The organism is Armatimonas sp., from assembly GCF_043757465.1.
Taxonomy (GTDB): Bacteria; Armatimonadota; Armatimonadia; order Armatimonadales; family Armatimonadaceae; genus Armatimonas.
In genome coordinates this window covers 38,047-59,133 of record NZ_JAYVPL010000023.1, presented here as the reverse complement: position 1 = coordinate 59,133, position 21,087 = coordinate 38,047, and the positions used below count along the sequence as shown (strand labels likewise).

General features: G+C 58.0%; 22 protein-coding genes. 8 read left to right on the top strand and 14 right to left on the bottom strand.

The window, feature by feature from the left end:
* Window positions 1-4: 4 nt before the first annotated feature.
* Window positions 5-646: a hypothetical protein gene (locus ACH2ED_RS03365; protein ID WP_395088796.1), complete on the bottom strand. Its 642-nt coding sequence runs from the start codon at window positions 644-646 to the stop codon at window positions 5-7.
* A 27-nt stretch (window positions 647-673) separates the two neighbouring features.
* Window positions 674-1,813, bottom strand: a complete 1,140-nt coding sequence (locus tag ACH2ED_RS03360; protein WP_395088795.1) for a vWA domain-containing protein — start codon at window positions 1,811-1,813, stop codon at window positions 674-676.
* Between the two features lie 323 nt (window positions 1,814-2,136).
* Between ACH2ED_RS03360 and mgtE the strand changes: the two genes are divergently transcribed.
* On the top strand, window positions 2,137-3,519 hold the full coding sequence (mgtE, locus tag ACH2ED_RS03355) for a magnesium transporter (protein ID WP_395088794.1): 1,383 nt from the start codon (window positions 2,137-2,139) through the stop codon (window positions 3,517-3,519).
* Between the two features lie 2 nt (window positions 3,520-3,521).
* Here mgtE and ACH2ED_RS03350 read toward each other — a convergent pair whose 3' ends face one another.
* Complete coding sequence (locus ACH2ED_RS03350; protein ID WP_395088793.1) at window positions 3,522-4,103, bottom strand: DUF937 domain-containing protein; 582 nt, start codon at window positions 4,101-4,103, stop codon at window positions 3,522-3,524.
* Window positions 4,104-4,186: 83 nt separating this feature from the next.
* A complete protein-coding gene (locus tag ACH2ED_RS03345; protein ID WP_395088792.1) occupies window positions 4,187-5,164 on the bottom strand; it encodes an ADP-ribosylglycohydrolase family protein in 978 nt (325 codons plus the stop codon).
* Window positions 5,165-5,219: 55 nt separating this feature from the next.
* On the opposite strand from ACH2ED_RS03345, the gene ACH2ED_RS03340 reads away from it, so the two are divergent.
* The 3 genes from ACH2ED_RS03340 to ACH2ED_RS03330 are packed head-to-tail and all read left to right on the top strand — an operon-like array spanning window position 5,220 to window position 7,602.
* Entirely contained in the window at window positions 5,220-5,903 is a 684-nt protein-coding gene (locus ACH2ED_RS03340) for an outer membrane lipoprotein carrier protein LolA (RefSeq protein WP_395088791.1), read from the top strand.
* Window positions 5,900-6,529 carry an outer membrane lipoprotein carrier protein LolA gene (locus ACH2ED_RS03335; RefSeq protein ID WP_395088790.1) on the top strand — a complete coding sequence of 210 codons (630 nt, stop codon included), beginning with the start codon at window positions 5,900-5,902 and terminating at the stop codon, window positions 6,527-6,529. Before ACH2ED_RS03340 ends, ACH2ED_RS03335 begins: the two co-directional genes overlap by 4 nt.
* Window positions 6,526-7,602 carry an AAA family ATPase gene (locus ACH2ED_RS03330; RefSeq protein ID WP_395088789.1) on the top strand — a complete coding sequence of 359 codons (1,077 nt, stop codon included), beginning with the start codon at window positions 6,526-6,528 and terminating at the stop codon, window positions 7,600-7,602. The genes ACH2ED_RS03335 and ACH2ED_RS03330 overlap by 4 nt, the downstream gene beginning before the upstream one ends.
* A 14-nt stretch (window positions 7,603-7,616) precedes the next feature.
* Here ACH2ED_RS03330 and ACH2ED_RS03325 read toward each other — a convergent pair whose 3' ends face one another.
* Together ACH2ED_RS03325 and ACH2ED_RS03320 are read right to left on the bottom strand one after the other, a co-directional pair.
* The gene (locus ACH2ED_RS03325; RefSeq protein WP_395088788.1) at window positions 7,617-8,243 is read right to left on the bottom strand and encodes a hypothetical protein; all 627 of its coding nucleotides are present in this window, start codon (window positions 8,241-8,243) and stop codon (window positions 7,617-7,619) included.
* A gap of 108 nt (window positions 8,244-8,351) precedes the next feature.
* Window positions 8,352-8,525 carry a hypothetical protein gene (locus ACH2ED_RS03320; protein ID WP_395088787.1) on the bottom strand — a complete coding sequence of 58 codons (174 nt, stop codon included), beginning with the start codon at window positions 8,523-8,525 and terminating at the stop codon, window positions 8,352-8,354.
* Between the two features lie 81 nt (window positions 8,526-8,606).
* On the opposite strand from ACH2ED_RS03320, the gene ACH2ED_RS03315 reads away from it, so the two are divergent.
* Both ACH2ED_RS03315 and ACH2ED_RS03310 read left to right on the top strand, forming a co-directional pair.
* Window positions 8,607-9,338 carry a DUF1080 domain-containing protein gene (locus ACH2ED_RS03315; RefSeq protein ID WP_395088786.1) on the top strand — a complete coding sequence of 244 codons (732 nt, stop codon included), beginning with the start codon at window positions 8,607-8,609 and terminating at the stop codon, window positions 9,336-9,338.
* The gene (locus tag ACH2ED_RS03310; protein WP_395088785.1) at window positions 9,335-9,961 is read left to right on the top strand and encodes a VOC family protein; all 627 of its coding nucleotides are present in this window, start codon (window positions 9,335-9,337) and stop codon (window positions 9,959-9,961) included. Before ACH2ED_RS03315 ends, ACH2ED_RS03310 begins: the two co-directional genes overlap by 4 nt.
* 5 nt (window positions 9,962-9,966) lie before the next feature.
* Here ACH2ED_RS03310 and ACH2ED_RS03305 read toward each other — a convergent pair whose 3' ends face one another.
* Window positions 9,967-10,845, bottom strand: a complete 879-nt coding sequence (locus tag ACH2ED_RS03305; RefSeq protein ID WP_395088784.1) for an alpha/beta hydrolase — start codon at window positions 10,843-10,845, stop codon at window positions 9,967-9,969.
* 31 nt (window positions 10,846-10,876) lie between these two features.
* On the opposite strand from ACH2ED_RS03305, the gene ACH2ED_RS03300 reads away from it, so the two are divergent.
* Window positions 10,877-13,051: a beta-L-arabinofuranosidase domain-containing protein gene (locus ACH2ED_RS03300; RefSeq protein WP_395088783.1), complete on the top strand. Its 2,175-nt coding sequence runs from the start codon at window positions 10,877-10,879 to the stop codon at window positions 13,049-13,051.
* A 56-nt stretch (window positions 13,052-13,107) separates the two neighbouring features.
* Here ACH2ED_RS03300 and ACH2ED_RS03295 read toward each other — a convergent pair whose 3' ends face one another.
* From ACH2ED_RS03295 to ACH2ED_RS03280, 4 genes are all read right to left on the bottom strand, one after another.
* Complete coding sequence (locus tag ACH2ED_RS03295; protein ID WP_395088782.1) at window positions 13,108-14,844, bottom strand: tetratricopeptide repeat protein; 1,737 nt, start codon at window positions 14,842-14,844, stop codon at window positions 13,108-13,110.
* Window positions 14,844-15,632 carry an ABC transporter permease gene (locus ACH2ED_RS03290; protein WP_395088781.1) on the bottom strand — a complete coding sequence of 263 codons (789 nt, stop codon included), beginning with the start codon at window positions 15,630-15,632 and terminating at the stop codon, window positions 14,844-14,846. The genes ACH2ED_RS03295 and ACH2ED_RS03290 overlap by 1 nt, the downstream gene beginning before the upstream one ends.
* Window positions 15,633-16,652 carry an ABC transporter ATP-binding protein gene (locus ACH2ED_RS03285; protein ID WP_395088780.1) on the bottom strand — a complete coding sequence of 340 codons (1,020 nt, stop codon included), beginning with the start codon at window positions 16,650-16,652 and terminating at the stop codon, window positions 15,633-15,635.
* Window positions 16,653-16,822: 170 nt separating this feature from the next.
* On the bottom strand, window positions 16,823-18,034 hold the full coding sequence (locus ACH2ED_RS03280) for a DNA glycosylase AlkZ-like family protein (RefSeq protein WP_395088779.1): 1,212 nt from the start codon (window positions 18,032-18,034) through the stop codon (window positions 16,823-16,825).
* Between the two features lie 65 nt (window positions 18,035-18,099).
* Between ACH2ED_RS03280 and ACH2ED_RS03275 the strand changes: the two genes are divergently transcribed.
* Entirely contained in the window at window positions 18,100-18,672 is a 573-nt protein-coding gene (locus ACH2ED_RS03275) for a DUF4476 domain-containing protein (protein ID WP_395088778.1), read from the top strand.
* Between the two features lie 16 nt (window positions 18,673-18,688).
* Here the strand turns inward: ACH2ED_RS03275 and ACH2ED_RS03270 are convergent, their stop codons facing one another.
* The 3 genes from ACH2ED_RS03270 to ACH2ED_RS03260 are packed head-to-tail and all read right to left on the bottom strand — an operon-like array spanning window position 18,689 to window position 21,058.
* Window positions 18,689-19,339 (bottom strand): response regulator transcription factor, encoded by a 651-nt coding sequence (locus ACH2ED_RS03270; RefSeq protein ID WP_309687434.1) that lies wholly within the window; start codon window positions 19,337-19,339, stop codon window positions 18,689-18,691.
* Entirely contained in the window at window positions 19,326-19,925 is a 600-nt protein-coding gene (locus tag ACH2ED_RS03265) for a hypothetical protein (protein WP_395088777.1), read from the bottom strand. Before ACH2ED_RS03265 ends, ACH2ED_RS03270 begins: the two co-directional genes overlap by 14 nt.
* Complete coding sequence (locus tag ACH2ED_RS03260) at window positions 19,922-21,058, bottom strand: DNA double-strand break repair nuclease NurA (protein WP_395088776.1); 1,137 nt, start codon at window positions 21,056-21,058, stop codon at window positions 19,922-19,924. The genes ACH2ED_RS03265 and ACH2ED_RS03260 overlap by 4 nt, the downstream gene beginning before the upstream one ends.
* Between the last annotated feature and the right edge of the window lie 29 nt (window positions 21,059-21,087).

Below are 21,087 nucleotides of genomic sequence, written 5' to 3'. Positions count from 1 at the left end.
ATTTCTAGCGTCGTGTGAGCACAACCACCAGGACAAAGAGAGCGGCGATCCCACCAAGCACCAGGACAAGAGGGCTGTACCAGCTCACGAACTGAAAGATGAAGAGGGCCAGGGCTGCAAAGATCCCGAGGATCAGCCCAATACGAGCCGCGCTAGAGGGATTGCCTTGCTTGTTTGTCGAGCGGGCAATGAGGTAGACCAGGAAGGGAAGCATGAAAATGCAAATCAACAACCCGACTCCCATCACGATCCACTTGTCTACCAAACTCTCGACAACAAAGACATAGTTATCCGATTCATTGGAGGGATAGCGAGTCTTGAGGCCTTTCTCATTCTCGACTTCAAAGAAACTTTTATGATCTCCCTTGGCAAAGCTATTAATTTCCCACGTGAGTTTTAAGCCACTTTCTGTATTTCCACTTAGCTCTTTGGAGGGAAAATTGGGTTCACCATCGCCGGAGCGGTCGTGGAAGGTCGCGCTCTTGAGGGCATAACCATCCGGGTCTTTATACTCCATGTGAAGGGTGTACTTTTCCCCAGCGCGGTAGAAGCTCTTCAGATCCTCGGTCGGTTTCAGCTCAGGCTTTGCCAGGGAGGGCAACGCTAGCGCAAGAGCGGCGCTGAGCAGGCAGAAAAGACGGGTCAATCTCACAGTTTTCCTCTAGTTTTCGTTTCAGATCGTTTGGTTTGGGTTGCTGAACTTCAGCCGGGACTCTTTCACGAGCGCCCCATTGCTATCTAGGATGCTCACTCGAACTTCGTCGCCGTAGCGTAGGGGCGATGATTTCTCCAGCGGCATGCCATTGTGGTAGACACGGGCTTTTACTCCAGGTTGCGGTTCGAGCGTAAATTCACCGCGCCCGCCTTTGACAGTGGCGATGACTTCTTTTGTACCCGCGATAGGATAGGCATCTAGAGCTGCGGAGCCACCTTCGCCACCGAGGCGCAGAACGGTATTGCCACGCACGTCAAAGTCACGTGGTGCTCCCGTGCCCACGACGCGCAGGGGGAGGGGTTTTGGGCGCAAAATCGTAAAGAGGACTCCAAGCACGGCAACACTACCCACACCGAGCAGGAGTGCCCATGGGAACTCATCGGGTTTTGACTTGGGAGTCGAAACCGGAGAGCTTTGTTGTGTCGGCTCCGGGGTGGCGACGATAGCTTCTTTCGTCGCTACTTTAAAGCGCTCTTTGGGGCGGCCTGAGGGGAGAATCTCCACCCCAATCCCAAAGGTCTTACCCTCGCTGCTCGTCATCCACGCAAGCTGCGACTCGTAGTCCTGGTTCTCGGGGGTGAGTGGGTAGGTCTCTAGCTTGCCTGGTGTGTAGTATTTCTGGTACTCGGTGTAGGCAGTGGGGGTGTTCTTGGGCGGATCGTTGAATGAGTCCGTCAGGATCACAATAAACGGTGCCTTGCCCGAGGCCCTGGCTAGCTTGAGCGCCTCATGGTGCGGCTGACGGATATTGGTGCCTTCGCCGGGCTCGGGCTTGAGTGGAAGCTGATCCATGAGCTTTCTCCGTGCCGCTGGAGTGCTTGGGGTCTCGTCAAAGATTTTCTTGTAGCCCGCTCCAAACGTGTAGAGTACTACTTGGTCCCCATCGCTCAGGCTGTCTTTTATTAAAGTTCCTGCCGCATAACGCATCTTACGGTTGTAGTCGTCCACTTTCATTGACTCAGAGACATCCATAATCAAGACAACGCACTTAGGGCTTTTGACTTTGAGATCCGTGATGATATCTCCCAGATCTACCTGCGCCAGAGCGGGGAGAAGCGCCGCGAGAGCGGCTATGAGGGTAAGTGAAAATCGAAGCATCCGCACAATGTCCCTATTGTACCGGATAGGACGCATGCGCGGCGGCTTTAGTTGCGCCTGCCTCTTGCCGAGAGGGTGAGAAAGCGATACAATCGCCCGGTTTCCTCAGGCGCTTTTAAAACGCGGGAAGCCAGGAGAGCCCGAAATGTCGGACGGTTCCAGTCACCAACAAGAAACACCCATGAAAGAAAATGCGACGGACGAAGGCTTAATGCCGTCGCGACGGACGACACGCTCTTAAGCTTCTAAAGCGACAGGGCGCTGATGCCCGTCGCGACTTCTCAAAAACCTTCTTTCCCGGCTGCATGATGAGGATACCTCACATGATCCGGATGGAAACACTCGAAAAAAACACCGAGCGTCTTGAGGACGGTCTGCGCAGTGTGCTACGCACTCCCGACGATGCTCCGCTAATCGCGCTCCTCGACGGCTACCACCCGGCGGATATTGCCGAGGTCATGGAGCGCCTCGACGATGACGAGTCCATTCGTCTCTTCCGCGTTCTCGACTCGGATCGTGCTGCGGAAGTGCTCGATGAGCTCGACTCGGACACGGCACGCTACCTCCTGGATAACGAAGTTCCCGAGCGCATCTCCGTTCTGCTGGGGCTCTTGCCCGCAGACGATGTCGCGGAGCTTGTCTCTGAGGTAACGACCCCGGAGAAGCAGGAATCGCTTCTCACAAGCCTGGCGCGCCAGGACCCCGAGGATGCGCAGGATGTGCGGGATCTACTCGCCTTCAAGCAGGGCACCGCCGGTCGTCTGATGACCGATCGGTTCGTCAGCCTGTCGCCCGGTCAGAGCGCGGAGTCGGCATTTGCGACGCTCCGAAGCTTTGCCGACGAGGCGGAGACCTTTAACGCTCTCTACGTTCTGGAGGGCAAGCGCTTGGTAGGTGTGCTCTCGCTGCGCGATCTGCTGCGCGCAAAGCCCAACCAGCTCCTTAGTGAGCTTATGATTTGCGATGTGGTCTCGATACCGGCGGACTTAGATCAAGAGGAAGTGGCACGGCTTGTCACCAAGTATGATTTCACGGCGCTCCCCGTGATCTTGCCCAATGGCACGATGGCGGGAATCGTCACGATTGACGATGTCGTAGATATCTTGCACGAGGAGCAGACCGAGGACCTTCTTAAGCAGAGCGCTATCTCTGCCGAGCCGGGAATGCGTAATCTGTCCTACTTCTCTGTACCGATCTGGCGGGTCGTGCGCTCACGGGTAGGCTGGCTAATGCTACTGTTTGTCGGCGGAACACTGACGAGCGAAATTCTTCATACAGCCGATGAACATTCCGTCTCACCACTGGCTGCCTTTATTCCGCTTCTCACCGGAACCGGGGGCAACACCGGAGCGCAGAGTGTCTCCACCATAATCCGCGCGATTTCCGTGGGTGAGGTGCGAGGCCGTGATCTCTCTCGTGTCCTGCTCCGCGAGCTTATGGGCGGGCTTCTTCTCGGGGTGCTCCTAGGAGCCATTGCGCTTGTCTGGGCGCGGCTGCGCGGCAATCCTCTGGATCTCAGTCTGGTCGTGTCATTAACAGTGGTTGCGGTCTGCACCTGGGCAAATTTAATGGGATCACTGATTCCGATGGCAGCTCAAAAGCTAAAAATTGATCCGGCCCTGGTCTCAGCGCCCTTGATCTCGACACTCGTGGATGCAACGGGGCTTTTGATTTATCTGAATATCGCCCGGCACCTGCTGCACTAAACTCAAAAGCGCCCGGCGAGCCCGATGATGTCATCTACGGGGGAGCCATCGTGGTTCTGATCAAGAAGGTTGCCAACCATTCCCATCAGGCCGCTGGCAGCAGGCTGCGCTTGCTGCTGTTGACTGCCGCCGCCACCGAGGAGCATTCCCGCGAGGCCCATCACATCGAGGCCCTGCTGTTGCTTCTGCTGACCGAGATAACCCATTACGATTGGTGCGAGCATTTGTAGCAGCGCACCGCCGTTGGCACCACCAAGGCTCTGGCCCACCACATTGCTAATTTGGTTGGTCTGCCCACCCAAAATATGCCCAAGAATTGCGGCACCGGATCCGTCTTGGTGACCGGAGATCGCGCCACTGAGATTGTCGAGGATACTACCGTCGTGATCGCTAGCGAGGGCAGTGTCGAGTGCCTGTGCACCATCTTCGTTTTGTGCATTACGCGCCAGTGCGCCCAGAAGAATCGGCAGTGCGGCCTGAATACCGTTTTGTGCTGTGCCTTCATCTACACCAAGCTGCTCTGCGATCTGTCCGACCGCGCCACCACTGAGCTGTCCCATTAAACCCTGGAGAAGAGTGTCCATTTATTACGTTTTTCCTGTTGATTTGTTGATTCTAGCAGTTGATTCTAGCAAACATCTTGCCAAAATTGGGACAGTAAAAAGTGTCAGGAAGTTCCAAACAAAGTGGGTAAGAGGGGACTCGAACCCGCAGACTCCCGGCTCGCTAAAAGGCGTGTGCATAAATTTTCAATGAGTGCTTTGCCCTGAAGTGCATCGTACCAGCGCTGAGGAATACCTGAGAGGCCGCAGGCAAGCCCGGCGATTCCGCCCGCGACGCAGGCTGTTGTGTCGGTGTCGTTGCCGAGTGCGACGGCGGCTTTCACAATGTCCTCGTAGTTGCCCGCACTCTGGACTTGGTGGGCGGAGCGCAGGCAGTCCACGACATAGCCGCCGCCTGTGCCGGGGATATTATCCAGAGGCCGGACAGAGAACTCTAGCTGCTCGCTATAGGAGCCGTTTGGTGTGTAGTAGGCGGTGAGCGTGGCAACGGCTTCCAGCCAGGGATTGAGCGAGTCCGCGAGAATATTTCTAGCCCAGAGGCAGTAGAGTGCGCAGCAGACTTGGGCACGCGGGTGCCCGTGGGTGATGCTAGACTGCAAGTGGGAGTCGCGGATGAGGTCATCGTCGGTGCCGGTGTGCCAGAGGGCGAGGGGAAGTGCACGCATGAGTGAACCGTTGCCGTTAGCCATCTCATCGGTCCGACCGGCGGCATGCGCGGGCGTTCCACGTATCAGCTCGCGGATGGCGTCGCCCGTCTGGATGCCGCAGTCGAAAACGCGCTGGTCTGGGGTGTAGGCGGCTTCGTTGTACCACGCGACAATGCGCCTGCCGAAATCGTCTAAGTTTAGCTCGCCACAGGTGAGAAGCGAGTCGAGTAAGGCCAGCGCCTGTGCGCCATCATCGCTCCAAGTGCCTGTGGGAGTTCGGCCATGCGCACGGTTGAAGCCCGGTGGGGGCTGCATCTCTATCTGATCCAAGGGCGGGATCGTCTCCGGGCGGTGGAACTCGTAGGGAACGCCCAAGGCATCGCCGATGAGAAGGCCGTAGAGACCGCCGGCAAGTCTGTCTTTCAAGTCATTCATACAATTAACGTATCACAGACAATAAATACCTGTCAAGAGGCAGGTATAATGCGGTATGCAAGAAACCTCTGCTGACCCTGCCGTGAAAACGGAGCTGGCCCGCTGTTTTGCCACCCATCATGCGCTCAAGTCCTTCGCGGTTGACGTTCGCGTGACATCGCGTGGTGTGCCGATGTTGCGAAGTGTGCCGATGTTGCGAAATGGAGTCGTGCAGATTGCTCTGGAGCGCCCCGGGCGGCTACGCATGGAGGCGCAGGGAGCACTGCGTGAGGCGGGGATATGCCTTTTGGTCGCGAGTAGCAACTATATCTACGAGGCACTCTCGCCCGCTAAAACCTACCGCGTCAAATCCATACCCGCAGATGGTGACGCATTGACGTATGGGCTCCAAAATAACGAGATCCTTCCCCTGCCTTTCTTCTCACAGCTCCTGGTGGATAAAGACGGGCTAGAGGCACTTTTGAAAGAGTATGCAACGGTGCAGATGGCACGTGAGACGGTGATTGGAGCACCGGCACAGCGGGTATTTACGCTGGAGAGAGAGAGCCGTCGGGTCATACTTCGCTTTGACGAGAAAGCGGGGCTTTTGCGCCAGGCCATTTTGACACAAGGAAATATCGAGATTCGTGAGGACTACCGAGGCCTGCGAGTCAACCCGCGCTTACCCGCTGATCTCTGGAGATTTGTGCCACCCCGTGGCTTCCGTGACGAAGATGCCCAAGGAGCCGCAATCGGATGAGACAAGTAGACCCAGCCGCAAGCATGCTCCTGGATCGCTTAGTGGCAGCACACCAGGCGCTCTTCTCTTTCTCCGCCGATGTGAAAGTGGAGGCGGTCAGCGATGCACGAAACGAGACCACTCTGGCGTCTGTTGTCTACATGAAGCCCAATAAAGCACGGGTGGAGCTCAAGCTCGCTCAGGGCGCACGTATTGTCTCCGTTTGTGATGGGACGACCCGCCTCTATGCCGATGGGAAAAAGCACCAGAAAGTCAAGGCGGAGTCCGGGGAGAAAGCCATCATCGAGACTCTCTCACAGACGGGTCTCTTGATTGCCCCGGTCTTTCTCTATTTAACGTCGCGCTCGGCACCGGTTCACACTCTTCGACCGGGGGCGACGAAGGTCTTGGGATTCACCACGCCTACCACTCTGGATGGTGTCGTTGTGGATGTGGTCGCCGCTGATATTGAGACCAAAGACGGCAAGGCACGACTTGTGTTCTCGATAGGCAAAGACGACCGTTTGCTTCGTCGGCTGGAGATCAATACCAGCAACCAGCGCCAGAGTCTCTCTCTCGTGGAGAGCTATACCAATGTCAAGGCTAATCCCAAGCTCGATAAAAAGGCATTTCTCCTGGTCCCATGATCACTGCGCTCTCCGTGAAGGGGTACCGATCCGTGCGGGACGCGTGGCTGGAGCTCGGGCCGCTGAGTGTGCTCACCGGACCCAATGGCTGTGGAAAGTCCAATCTCTACCGGGCGGTCTACTTGCTCCATGCGGCGGCGGCGGGCAACCTCGCTCGCGCACTCGCCGATGAGGGCGGGATGCCATCGGTACTCTGGGCGGGGCCACGCAAGCGCCAGGAATTGCGTGAGCTGACACTTGGAGTACGGCTCACAGGCGGATTCGCCTACACGCTCACGGCGGGACTACCAGGCCCCAATGAGCTGCCCATGAACCTGGGATTTTTTAGCAACGACCCCCTGATCAAAGAGGAGAGCATTACGTTCGAGGGCGCGTCACTGGTAGAGCGGGGCAAGAGTGGCGTCACTCTGCGCGACGAGGCCGGAAAGCGCGTCTCGCTGCCGATGCTCTTGACGCGCAGTGAGTCGGTCTTGACACAAGTGTCCGATCCGCACCGCTATCCCTACTTAGTCAATCTGCGTGATACGCTCCAGCGTTGGCGCTTTTACCACCAGTTCCGCACCGACGAAAGTGCGCCTCTGCGCCAGCCGCAAGTCGGGACATTCACGCCCGCACTCTCGCACGACGGGCGCGATCTCGCTGCCGCTCTGGCGACGATTCTCACGATTGGTGATTCGGAGCGGCTCTACCAGACCATCCGCAGGGCGCTGGGCGGCGCGGAGCTACGGATTGAAAACGACGATCAGTCACGCTACCGTGTTCAGCTTCAAACGCCAGGCCTGCTCCGTCCGCTGGAAGCCACCGAGCTCTCCGATGGCACGCTACGCTTCTTGTGCCTTGTGGCCGCACTGCTCTCCCCACGCCTGCCGCCACTGCTGGCCTTCAATGAACCCGAGACAAGCCTGCACCCCGACCTCATCGAACCGCTTGCCGAGCTCATCGTCGAAGCGTCCCGTCGCTCGCAGCTCTGGATCGTAACACATAGTACCAAGCTGGCAGAGGCGATTGAGCAACAGTCTGGCACCGTACCCGTCCGGCTGGCTTTACGAGATGGGGAGACCGTGATTGCCTAGCGCTTGGGGATTGCCTAGCGCTTGGGGCCGTTCGGGTCGGTGTTGGGCAGAAGGCTCTTCCACAAAACCCCGAGCTGCGTTCCTTGCTGGATGTGCTGGCGTGCGATCTTGCCCTCGCCGTTGTGCCGTTTTTGGGCATCGAGAAGGCCCTTGGTGATGGTCGCTGTATCAGCAGTGAGAGGCCACTGGGCGAGAACCGCACCTTTCTGACCGAACGTGTCTGGCTCGATGGCGTAGATACCAGGGCTGGCGACGGTGATACCTGCTGCCTTCAAATCCTGCGGGGTTGCGACAGGGGCATAGGCATACTTACCAAGAAGCTCAGGAGCCCAGGCAAGCTTCACAAGCAGTGCCTCGCCGCCACCCACAGCCACGACGAGGGGCATGGAGTCGCAGGCCGCTGTGTTGAGCGAGAGGCGGAAATCGTGCATGGCAGGGACGGCGCTGGGCTCACCTTTGGCCGGATACTTTCCGGCTGACTGCTTCATCGCCTCCGCCATCTCGGCGGGGCTACGGAACGCAAACTGAGGAGATCGCCCCGGACGGGCGAGGTAGCTCTTGCCATCGGGCGTGAGCATCGCAAAGACGGTGTTCTCCAGGGTGCCCGCCCGTCCTTTGAAGATCCCCTCCAGGTACTTCACTTCGGCGGCATTCTCATAGGTGGCGGGACGGATGCAGATAAACGCACGCGACGCGTCAATGACGGGTTTCTGAGACAGGAGACTCCTGTCTGTACTTTGCTTGCCCGGTCACCAGATACCGGAGACGCCGTGGCACTCCGGGACTGCGGACATGATCAAGAGGGGGCGATTGGTGCGCTTGGCTTCCGCGAGCCCGGCCTTCAGCGTGCCGAACCACACAATGCCACCTTCGGGCCGGTACCCGACAGTGCGCTCATTTAACGAGGGAGGTTGAACTTTCATGTTTTGCAGTATGGGGCAAACTTGTGAAGGAGTCATGAAGGCGGGGGGAGGAAAAATGCCCGAAATGTCGAACCAATAGTCATGGCAAAACGTAATTCCCTTTTATTTTTAAGCGCAACAACGCTTCTCGGAGCGGCGACGCTCCTGGCAACAACGGCACCGGCGGCCTCTCAGGGCCAGAGAGCCGCACAGCCTCCCGCCTTTCCAACCTCCATTCGTCTAGGGGGGCGCGCACCGATGGCGGCGAAGACCCTGATTGGTAACAAGGGCGAAGAGTTCGGCACAAGCTGGGTCAAGCGTGGTTCGACAGAGGCAGCCGCATGGACACTGGAAGAAGACGGCGGAATGAAGCCCGATAAGACCGATATCACCAGCAAGGCAGAGTTCGGCGACTGCTTTTTGCATGTCGAGTTCAAGGTTCCGACGGGCCACGGTAACGCGGGGGTCGCGTTTCAGGGGCGCTACGAAGTCCAGATATACAACTCCTTCGGTGGCGAGCTGACCAAACAGACGGGTGCCGCCTTCTACAGCCAGAAAGCCGCCACCTTCAACGCCGCCAAACCTGCGGGTGAGTGGCAGAGCTACGACATCCTTTTCCGCGCTCCTCGTTTTGATGCGGAGGGGAAAGTGACCGAGAAGGCCCGCGCCAGTGTCTTCTGGAACGGCGTGCTTGTCCAAAACAACGAGGAGTTCAATGGCCCCACCGGAATCCAGTACGGAGATTTCAAAGGCGAGGTCAAGGTCGGACCGATTGTTCTGCAGGGCAACCATGATCTGGTGCAGTACAAGAACCTCTGGGTTATCGCGCAGTGAGTTTCCGTGCGCTCCAGATGGGCACCGCTGATCTGGAGCGTGCACAGCAGTTTTGGACCCATACTATGGGGCTGGAGGTACTTTCCTCCGGCCCTAACTGTGTCACCCTCGCTGCGGGCGAGACGCACTGGACTCTCACGCAGGCCAGCACCCCGCCTGCCATCGCGCACTTTGCTTTCAATGTCCCCGAGAATCTGTTTGACGAAGCGGTCGCCTGGCTGAGTGCGCGTACCTCGCTCCTCACTAACGCTGCGGGCGACGAGAGGCTTTTTGACTTCACGAACTGGAACGCCCACGCCGTCTACTTCACCGACCCCGACGGCAATATCGCCGAGCTGATCGCCCGCCACACACTCCCCACAAGCCGCCGCGCGAGCTTCGAGATTCTTGGTATCAGCGAGATCGGCCTCGTGACCGACGATGTTCCCGGCACCGCGACTTCACTCGGGCTTCCGCCTTACCGGCAAGGCGGCCCACAGTTTCAGCCCGTCGGTGATGAAGAAGGGCTTCTCATCATTGTCCATCAAGGCCGACCCTGGTATCCCGACAACCGCTACCCCGCCGAGCCGATTGCGTTTTCCGTCACGATGGCGGATGGCCGGACGGTTTCGTCGGAACGCTGAAGTGCCTACTTCTTCGCCAAGTATTTATCGAACCAGTCCATCAGAAGCAACGCGTCGTTCTCGATACCGGGCCAGCCGTGGCCTTTTCCGGGGCGACGCACTAAATCACACGCGACGCCTTCTTCCTTCAGCTTTGCGATAAAACGCTCGGACTGCTGAATCGGGACGAGCAAGTCGGCGGTGCCGTGGATCAGAAAGACGGGTGGGGTGGTTTTGTTGATGCCATAGATCGGCGAGAGCGTCTTGCTGAGGCGCTCAATCTCCTCAGGTGGTGTCTTGTCCGTGATCCCGAACGCGGGCCAGTAGCCTTTCAGAAAGGGATTGAGCATCGCCTTCGCGCCGTCTTTGCCGTAGTTGAGAAAGTCGGTGGGGGGATAGAAACACGCGGCGCACTGCACGGCACTCGACGCGCGGTCTATGGGATCTTTGGCAGTGGGATCGCCGGGGCCGCCGTAGGCCGCGATCATCGTGGAGAGATGCCCGCCCGCACTTCCCCCGCTGATACCAAGCTTGTCGGGGTTGATCCCCCAGCGGCTGGCGTTGGTGCGAACAAAACGCACGGAGCGGTGGATATCCTGCATGATCTCGGGGAGCGTGAACTTGGGCTGCGTGCCGTGCACGACCTGAAAGAGTGTGTAGCCACGGTCGGTGAAGGCTTTCCCCAGAGCCGGGTTAATGTCCTCGTGCCGCGAGTTCCAGCCACCGCTCACCATCCAGAGAATACCTATCCCGTTCGCCTTGGACTTCTCCGGCACAAAGACATCCATGCTCAGCGCGATGCCCTGTTTGTGGCCGTAGATCACATCCGTCTGACGGGTCTGCGCGGACGCAGGAGAGAGGAGGGCGAGGGCGGCAGCGATGCCAGAAAACATTCGTCGTGTCATGGAGATATTTTACCCGTAAAATGCCAGCGACATGCCCAATCACCTTGTTCCGCTCGATCCCCGCCACGTCCGTCTAGGCGCTGGCCCCTTCGCCGCTGCCCGTGACCGTAACGCCGCCTGGCTTCTGTCCCTTGATCCCAAGCGCCTACTGCATGGCTTCTACCAAAACGCGGGATTACTCCCCTGCGGCGAGGCGTACGGCGGCTGGGAGCAACAGAGCCTGTCGGGTCACTCACTTGGGCATTATCTCTCGGCGTGTGTGCGGCTCGCCGTAGAAGCCCCCGGGGATGACCCGCGCTTTACGGAGCGAGTCGCGCTCATTCTCTCTGAGCTAAAGCGCTGTCAAGACGCTCACCCCGATGGTTTTATCGGCGGAATGCCCGATGCCGACCGGGTCTTTGACGAGCTACGTGCGGGCGTGGTTCGTGCGCGTAACTTCGATCTCAACGACTGCTGGGTGCCCTGGTACAACCTGCACAAGCTCTTTGCGGGGCTATTGGATGCGGCACGATTGTTCGTCCCCCCCCGCCGGGCGGGGGATGGGGGGCTGGCCCTCAGCCTCGTCACCAAACTCGGCAATTGGGCGATTGAGGTGACAGCAAATCTTAATGATGCACAGTGGCAGACAATGCTTAGCTGCGAGTTCGGCGGGATGAATGAATCTTTTACCGAGCTGTATGCGCTCACGGGCGAAGTGCGCTTCCTAGAAATGGCCGAGAAGTTCTATCACTGCGCCGTCTTAGACCCGCTCGCCGACGGGACGGACTGCCTGCCGGGCTTGCACGGCAACACGCAGATTCCCAAGATCATTGGCTGCGCCCGGCTCTACGAAGTGACTGGCAACGAGAAGTACAGGCGCATTGCGGAGAACTTCTGGCGCTTTGTAACGCAGAGCCATAGCTATGTAATCGGTGGGCACGGAAGCGGCGAGCACTTTGGACCTGTGGGAGAGTTGTCGGGGCGGCTGACGAACACGACCTGCGAGACGTGCAATAGCTACAACATGCTCAAGCTCACGACGCAGCTTTTCTGTTGGGAGCCACGTGCCGAGTACGCCGACTTTATGGAGCGCGTGCGGATCAACCACATCCTTGCCAGCCAGAACCCCGCCGATGGCATGGTCTGCTACTTTGTCTCGCTGCTCTCCGGGCACTTCAAGACCTACTCCACCCCCGAGGACTCGTTCTGGTGCTGCGTGGGCACAAGCTGGGAAAACCACACCCGCTACGGCGACGGCGTTTACTTTAGGGATGCCAAGCACCGGGTGCTCTATGTCACGCAGTTTCTTGCCTCTGAGGTGCATTTACCTGAGTGGGGGCTGACGGTGCGCCAGGAGACCGCCTTCCCAGACAGCGATACCGTGCACTTCACCGTCACCGGCCCTAGCGATATTGCCGTCCGCTTACGCATGCCGTCTTGGGCAGGGTATTCGGTGATCCAATGGCAGGACATTCGCAACCAGACAGTGACCTTCCCGAAAAAACGCTCTCTGGAGCCGCTTTTCGGTGCGTCACAGAAAATAGCGCTTCTCGACGGCCCGGTGGTGCTTGCCGCCGATCTCGGAGCTGCGCCGCTGCCCGGCGATACGGATGGGGGAGAGCCGTTCAATGCACAGATTCCCTCTGCGCCGGTGCTTCTCAATCCCAAAGCCCGGACGTTTGAGCGTGAGGGCATTGCCTTGGTGCCGTTCTACCAGCTCCACGGGCATCGGCAGTGCGTCTACTTTGACACCTTCTCGCTCAAGGACTGGAAAGCACAAGAAACTACCTACCGCGCCACCGAAGCCCGGGAGCACGCAGAGCGAACCAAGCTCCTCGATACCTTCTCGCCCCATCAGATGCAGCCGGAGCGCGACCATCACTTCACCGGCGAGGGCTTTATCGGCGGCGAGCGCAGCGCCTGGAAGTTCCGCCAAGTGGAAAAAGAAAACGGCTGGTTTTCATTCACCTTGCGTAGCCTGCCCGATACTCCCGTAGAGCTTGTCTGCACCTGGGGGCCACCACAAGAGGGCGATGTAGAATTTACCGTCGCAGTGGAGGGCGAGCAGATCGCTGCCCCAGCGCTCGTTCTTGAAAAGCACCGACACATAGTCGAGACCTATACGCTCCCCGAAGGTCTCACGCAAGGCAAAGAGCAGCTCACAGTGCGTGTGATTGGCCCCAGTGCGCCACTCTTTCTAGCGAAGCTCCAGAAGTGCCTATCGTAACGCACAAAGGCCCCGGAGCCAGCGGCTCCGGGGCCTTTGTGCGTTTGTCACGAGGGCTACTTCTGGAGCTTGTCCAGTCCGATACCCGCGCTGTCGTCAAATAGGACTTTTTTATCCGACCCGTTGATGTCTTCTTTGGTCAGCTTGAGCTTCAAGTAGAGCATCTGCTGGCCGAGCTTAACATCCGACCGGAGGTAGCGCTTGTCCTTCAGGCCCTCCCCATTCCAGCCTAGGCGGTCTTGAACAAAATCCGGGGCGCTCCGTGGGCTAAAGGAGACAATCAGGTCGTAGAGGTCGGTCTTGAAGCCGTACATCTTCGGATCCTTGCTCATGTCCAGTTCGCGATTTTTGCCAAACTCACTCAGTGCAAGCTTGTCCTCTGTCGCCACTAGGATCTTCTTTGTCTCAAGCTGAGCCATACGCGCTGGGTCAGACTTAAGCTCACTCAGAAGCGCTGGGAGATCTGCCAGGGTGTAGAACTTCTTCTGGTGCGTCATCGGGGGGAAGATGAAGGTCACCAGTTGGAGCTGACCTATGGGGGAGATCTGTCCCGATGCCAAGGCTTGCGCCGCCGAGATTCCCTTAGGCGCACTGGCTTGATCCTTGTAGGAATAGATCCCCGCACGCTCCAGGTTTTGATCGCCTGCACCGCCAGGGTTGAACTGATAGGGCGTTCCCTTCAAAGTTCGTCGTCCCCCGCGTGAGCTAAGCGAGTCCTGCATGATGGTCAAGTCATCGGACACTTCGAAGCTAAAGTTCTGGGAGTCCGGCATGACATAGCCTGCATTTTGCAAGCGAACATCAACACGGGCTCCGTCAACGGGGCCATCCATGACAATTCCGCTAGAGATCGTGGCGGACTTAGGATCACCTTTGTCATCGAAGCTGAGATCGTCGTACTGATCTTTCAGGCATCCGACCAGGTTCCAGCTTCCTTCGACTCTCAGAACACGGGGGCGAATCCGAGTGACTTTAACCCCCAAACTTGCCTCTACGAGGCCTAGACGCGCGATGTCTCTAGGACGGCAGTAGCTACGGACTTTCATGATACGGAAGTTTTTCGACGCATTGTTGTAGCCCTGGCGGTTGCGGCTCTCAATGTCTTCCTTGCCTGCGACACCCTTGGAGGCATCCCAGAGTACCTTGTGTCGCCGCATGGCATCTGCCCAGGCAGCAATCGCCCCCTCGGGATCACCAGAGCGCTCGACACAGTGGGCGAGCAGGTGCTCTATTTGGTTGATATCGTGATTAGGATCGGCATCGCGCCCGGCTTTGTAAGCATCCGCTGCCAACTTGAAATCTTTCACCTTGTCAAAAAGGTTCCAACCCTTTTCTTTATAGAGGTCAAAGACCGTGGAATTCGCCGCGATTCCCTCATTGAGCAGGGCAAGACCCACCGGCAAGTAACGGCGATCCGAGCGCTGGTCGGTATCGGTGAAGTTGTACATCAGGTGCCAGGCACCCGTCGCGTAGACATCCAGCCAGTTGGGATCGAGCCACGTGATCAGGCGCAGGAGTGGCAGGATCGCATCGTAGTTGCCCGAGTGGAAGAACGAGTCCGCGCGCACCCAGAGCAGCCCCGCGATCACCTGCCGGAAGCCCGAAATCGCAGCGAGGGAGTACTCGAAGGGCAGCCCCCCCGTGGACTTGATCATTGAGGGCGGCTCGACTGCGGGTTGGCGGCGGAGCGGGTCAATCCTGGCCTGAAGAAGGCCCTGGACTGCCAGCAGTGCCAGTGCACCGGCGGCGAGCTTTGGGTTACCTCGCACCGCATCTAGGAAATTTTTCATCATCACACCTCGCGCCGATCAAAGACCAGGATGGAGAGAATCAGTAGCACTGTGGCATAGACCACCGCGTAGATACAGTTCTGTGTGAGCAGTACCGCCTCGGACTTCACCTGCACATTGGCCTGCACAAGCGGGTTGGTGTAGTTAAAGTTGCCAAAGTTAGGCACGAGGTAGTGCACCGCCGTGAAGAACCCTTTCGCCAGGACATTTTGCGTGTTCTTCGCCAGATCCAATGTAAAGCTGGAGAGGTTGCCCACGATAAACATAGAAAATGTCAGGAAGAAGTTCACCAAGGGCGACAGGAATGTGGAGAAGAAGATCGCCAGTGCACTCAGCAGCGCCATCTGCATGTAGATCATCAACACGCCCTTGAGCATGTTCAGCGGGCCGAACAGACCCTCTGCGCCACGCTGTTTGAGGGCGATTGCGATCACAAAAGCAAGCCCCATCAGTCCAACATTGATGAAGATGGTGCTGGCGGCGCCAAAGTACTTGCCCAGCAGGAACTCTGGGCGACGGACGGGCTTGGAGAGGATAGTGTAGATCGTGCGGCGCTCGATCTCAGCGGGGATGAGGTTGATCGAGAGGATGACGGTGATCAGCAGCGCCGCCATTGAGATAATCCCAAGGCCCATGCCTTTGACGAGCGTTAGCTCCTGGCGGGGGGCGAACTGCTGGAATGCGAAGGTGAGGACCAGCATCGCAAAGCCCACCATGAGGAAGGCATTGAGAACTTTCTTGCGTAGGGCTTCGCTAATTGTATTTCGTGCAATAACAAGGGAAGTATTCATTTATTTATCCATCAAGTCCTTATACTTGTTCACGGTCGGTTTGGCATCGCTGCCCTCGACGGTGCGGTCGCCGGTGGACGCCAGACTTCCGGTGGCTGCATCAATGCGCTCACCGACGATCTCGACAAAGAGATCTTCTAGACGGCGTTTCTTGGGAATGACAGAGAAGACATCCCCCTTTGCGCTCCGGATGGTATCGAGAAGTCCGCCGACATCCGAGTTCGGGATGGTGATCGTCAGCTTGTCATCAAAGGTCGTGCTTGCCAGGTTCCCTAGCTTGCCGGTAAGCTCCGCCGACGGCTTTGCAACTGTCACCTCTACCCGCTCGCCGCCCAGAAGCTCGTCCATGGTGCCAATGACCTGGAGCTTGCCCTTATGGATAATCGAAGCACGCCCACAGACCATCTCGACATCCTCAAGCTGGTGGCTGGAGAGGAACATTGTCTTGCCTTGCCGCTTGAGATCCAGCATCAGGTCGCGAATATCACGACGTGCAATGGCGTCCAGACCCGAGGTTGGCTCATCGTAAAAGAGGAGATCCGGGTCGTTGATCAGGCTCTGAGCAATACCGACGCGCTGGCGCATTCCTTTGGAGAACTCCGCGACACGTTTGTTGACATCGCTCTTGCCACCCAGCCCGACAAAGTCCACGAGCTCGGCGGCTTTCTTTTTGGCGTCTTCGTACTTCATGCCAAAGAGCTGCGCATAAAAAGTCACGATCTCAAGAGCGGTCATGTGCTCGTAGAAATAGGGCGACTCAGGAAGATAGGCGATCTTGTGTTTTGCCTCGATATCCCCGGCGGGTTTTCCCAGGACATAAGCTTCTCCCTGCGTGGCGAAGATCAGCCCCAGCAGGATTTTAATCGTGGTTGTCTTTCCGGCGCCGTTGGCGCCCAGGAAGCCAAAAACTTCGCCTTCTCCCACCGTCACGGAGAGGTTGTCCACTGCGTTGACTACCTCGCGCTTCAGGGGGACAGGGTACTGTTTAGTCAGGTTTTTAATTTCTATGGCTGCCGCCATACGAAAGCTCCTTATGCGAAGCGAAGTGCCCTGTCGTTGGGCCGCGCCGCTCCACGAGTGCGTTTGGGAATGTTTTTGTTATAAACGATGACGAGGAGCGACGCAAGAAACGTGCCCCCGAATTAGTACGGATAAGCCAGAGAGAATGTTCCCATTCAGGCCGCAGAAGTTTACCGCTTCGCTCTCCTAATGTCAAGCAAAGATGCAAGTGACTTGCAAATAGCGACGGGACAGGTTCCCATAATGATAACTTGGCTCACTTCCAAAAAGCTTGCGAGATTTTTAAGGCAAAGTGCAACGGTTTCCGCGACAGTCTGCGCCTCGAGACTGTTCTCCAGTGAGAGAGAAAGCACCTGCAGCGTATCCGTCTTCGTCTCGCGCTTTAAGTCCACTCTTCCAATGAGCCTGTCGCCCAGAAGTATAGGCAGAACGTAGTAGCCCCACTTGCGTTTTGCCGCCGGGACATAGACCTCCCAGGTGTAGTCAAAGTCAAAGATCTCGCGGTTGCGCTGCCGGTCGTAGATCAGCGGATCGAGGGGGGCTAATAACCTTCCATGTGCGCAAGGCACCTGAGAAGAGGGAGGGGAGAGATGCAAAATGTCTTCGATGAGGCAGTACCAGGGCTTGGTGAGTCCCTCTATCTCCACTTTGCAAAACGCGCTCTCGCCGAGCGTTGCAAAATCGTCTCGCCGGGGGCGAAAGAGCGCTTTTGCCTTGAGGCGCTTGCGGGCAAGATAACGCGCTGTCTCTTCCGGTTCCGGGAGCGTGGCATCGTCGGCGTGCCACTGTGCCAGCTCCGGGGCGACACGCTCCAGGCGATCAAAGTAGCGCTCAAAGTTCTTGCGGTGCGCAATCCCGAGCTTCCCGTGTAGCCAGAGCTTCTCCGCCACCTGCGAGATCACGGTGGAGCGCGTCCCCCAGCCGGAGAGCATGTGTCCGAAGTCATTTCCATGACGGCGCGTCGAAAGCGGTCCGTGGGTGTCCAGCGCTGCCAAAAATGCCTCCGCGACGGGCTCTTCCTCGGGAAGCAACCCCTCCCAGCGCCCTGGCGTCTGTGTGCGGGCTTTCTTGCGGCGCACAAAATACGGGTAGTCGGCATGGGGAAGTGCTGCGAGATTAGGAAAATGGATCTCAAAGGCGCTCGCAGGGGAACTCTCGCTGCCATAGAGGGTGTCGGCGAGCTTTTGGGGCGTGTAGTCTTTCACGCGGGGCCACAGGATCAAATCATGCATCCGGCCACAGATCGGGATAGAGTCCTCCTGCACAAACTCCAGCCGCTGAATCGCCGCTTCGGTGTCGGGGAGGCTCTGCCAGCTCTCTAGCGCAAAGGCACGGATAAGAAACGCCCGAGCGGTTTCTTTGGGGATTCGAATCGTCTGCACCCCGCTTGATTCGTCGGTGAACGCCCGTTTTCCTTCTGGCGAGCGTTTTTAGTGTACACTAATATATGCAAAAATCTCGAGAGATACGGACTACAGGGCGCGCGATGCTCCCAGAGGAGCGCGCCCATCGTCTGGCGGTGGACATGGCGGACGCACGCGAGCTGCTCCGTCGGGTGCTGGCCGCACAAAGTAAAGATAGTGGCACGGCCCGCGAGCGGGAGACCCGCCGGGACCGAGAAAATGATCAACGTCGCCTGGAGACGCTTCTGGATCAGGCCGAACGGGACGCACGCGATTTAGAGCGAGATCTCGTGCGCCAGAGCGCTTATGCGTACTTGGAAGTGCCGCGTCTCGCCCTGCGCGACGACGAGTTCCGTGATGTCGTGGACTCCGTCAAGCGCCGTAGCTTCCCGGAGGACAAGCTCAGCACCGTGCGCCTTGCCACACGTAGCAGCTACCTCACCTGTAGCCAGCTTCGTGTCCTAGTTGGCCTATTCAACTTCAGCGAGGGAAAAGAGGAAGTGGCTGTCACCCTCTACCCACGCCTCACTGACCCCCAGCGTTTCTATACTCTGGCAGACGCCTTTCCCTTTTCCAGCACCTGGCGCAGCGTGTGCACCAAGCTAGGCATTCTTTAGCCTTCGCAGGTGATTTCTATACCAGCCCCTGTCGGGCGGCCAGGAGCGCGGCCTCGGCGCGGGAGTTTACTTCCAGCTTCTCAAAAATCTTGGAAATATGATTCTTGACGGTCTTCTCGGAGATGAAGAGCGCGTCGGCGATTTCTTTGTTGCGCATGCCCTTGCCTATCAGCCCCAGCACCTCGCGCTCGCGGTCCGTGAGGTGGGCAAAGACGGCGTTATCGGCGGCTTTCTGAGTCGTGAGTCGTCCAAACTCGGCCAGAATGCGGGTGATCAGCACGGGATTGAGTAGCGACTCACCACGCGCCACGGCGCGGATGGCGGCCAGCGCATCCTCGGGCGGGGAGTCTTTCAAAACATAGCCGAGCGCACCGGCTTTGATCGCCGCAAAGACTTTGTCATCGTCGCCGTAGATCGTCAGAATGACGACTTGCGTGTTGGGGAGCTCCTGGCGGATCGTCTCCGTGACCTGGATACCGTTGAGCTTGGGCATGCCAATATCGGTGAGGAGCACATCGGGCTTCTGGGCGCGACAGACAGAGAGGGCCCGCTCGCCATCTGATGCGGTACCGACCACCTGAATATCGTCTTCGAGGGCGAGAATCTGCGCCAGGTTCTCGCGCATCATGGTCTGGTCTTCGGCGATAACGAGTCTAATTTTTTCCACGTTTTTGTTGCTCCATTGGCTTTGAGAGGACTTGTTTGGTGGGATGGGCGGACGTCTCCGCTTTGCTGAAATACAGGAGCAGAGCGGGCAGAGCAACCCAGAGGGGAAGCAGAAGGTACAGCATGGCCCGCATCAGGCTCAGGTTTCTTAGGTAGAAATCAAGCGGCATGACTTCTTTATTCAACGTATATCCGGTATTGCTGGTGATGCGCTGGACTTCCTCTTCCAGGGCGTTGATGTGTTTGTCTGATTTCTTGAGACTGTCAGTGGCAACCTGAAGGGAGTGGGCGGCGAGGAACAGGAACACAATCAAGACCAGAGCAGCTAAACAAATAAAATAGTGCGTGGGTGTATCCGCCTTTTGAAAAGACACAGCCAGCCAGAGTGCCAAGGAGATATTCGTGATCACGAAGCTGAAGAAGCCCAAGGCGATCAGAGTGGCGTTGTGTCTCCAGTGGACATGGATCTCAAAGATCCGTCGCTCGACACGCTCAATATTGGTGTGGTGAGGAAGGAGCTCATGGTTGTGTGGCAGAGCAGCAGTAATACTCTCCTCCGAGTTGAAATAGTCGTTTGTTGTAATCACAAGGCCTCCGTCCGGTACGAGTGGGCTACCAGTGCAACATACTCCGAAAGTCCGGCATCGGCAAGGTCGTAGTGAACGGCGGTGCGCAGCGCCACGAGAGCATCGCCGACGGACTTGGCCATTCGGTCGGCGACGTACTGCGGGTAGGGTTCGCGAATCTCGGGGCTGATCACCTGTGCTTTAATCACGGCGAAGACCTGCGCGAGCCTCTCGGGAGTCTGCGCGATCTCTTTTTTGATCTCTAGCCGGTAGGCAGGGCTCCAGGGCTGTGGTTTGTAGTAGGTGGCAAAGAGCCCGTCGGTGCGCACCTGGGAGACGGCCTCATTCACAGCCTCACGCACTTCTTCACGAATCGCATCGGAGGGGGTGAGTTTCTGAATTTCCTTGGCAATCCAGTTGCGCTTGCTCTTTTGTGTCAGCCCCAGCGGCACGGGTTCGGTGTACTCATCGGTCTGGAGCAGCAGTGTCATGGTCGTGCGGTCGTCGAGCTTGAGCTGGCCACCCAGCCAGGTCTCGCCCAGATCCCGCGTGCCGTCGTACTTCACTAAAGCGACGATCTCTGGCTTAAACATTGCGGCGTGCAGCGCTTCTGCGGTCTTGTACTGCGCAAAGTTCTCGGCCAGCTCTTGCCGGAGCCCGTCGTCTCGAATGCTCAGCGCGGCGTTGAGCGAGATCACGGGCGTCAGGTGCGAGCCATCTAGGAGCACAACGGGATGGGGGGCGTTAGCAAGCAGCGAGAGCTCTAGTGTGGTCATCACGGCGCGGCAAGTGCTCCCCGTGGCATCGCCTTCGTGCGGGAGCGTTTTCTGCCATGCGGCGAACGGGGTCTCGCGCCACAGCCCCGATCCTCCCAGGCCCTCCACGCCCACAGCCACTGCCAGCGCCGTGTCCATACCCAGGCCCTTCTCCACCGCCGCGCCGCCGTCTACGGCGCAGCACGGAGGCGCAATTACCTCGGGAAGCTGCGTGGTGTGGAGTATCCGGCTGGCCAGAATCAGCTGGTGGCGCATCAGTTCACGGCGGGAGTCCACGCTCTCAAAAAGCTCCCGCACCTCGCCTGCCACCTCGGCGGCTTTGCCCAGAATTTGTCGAATAATCTGATCGGGAAGGTCGGAACCACTATCGAATGACATCACGCGGATTGTACCCTTGGTACGGTAGA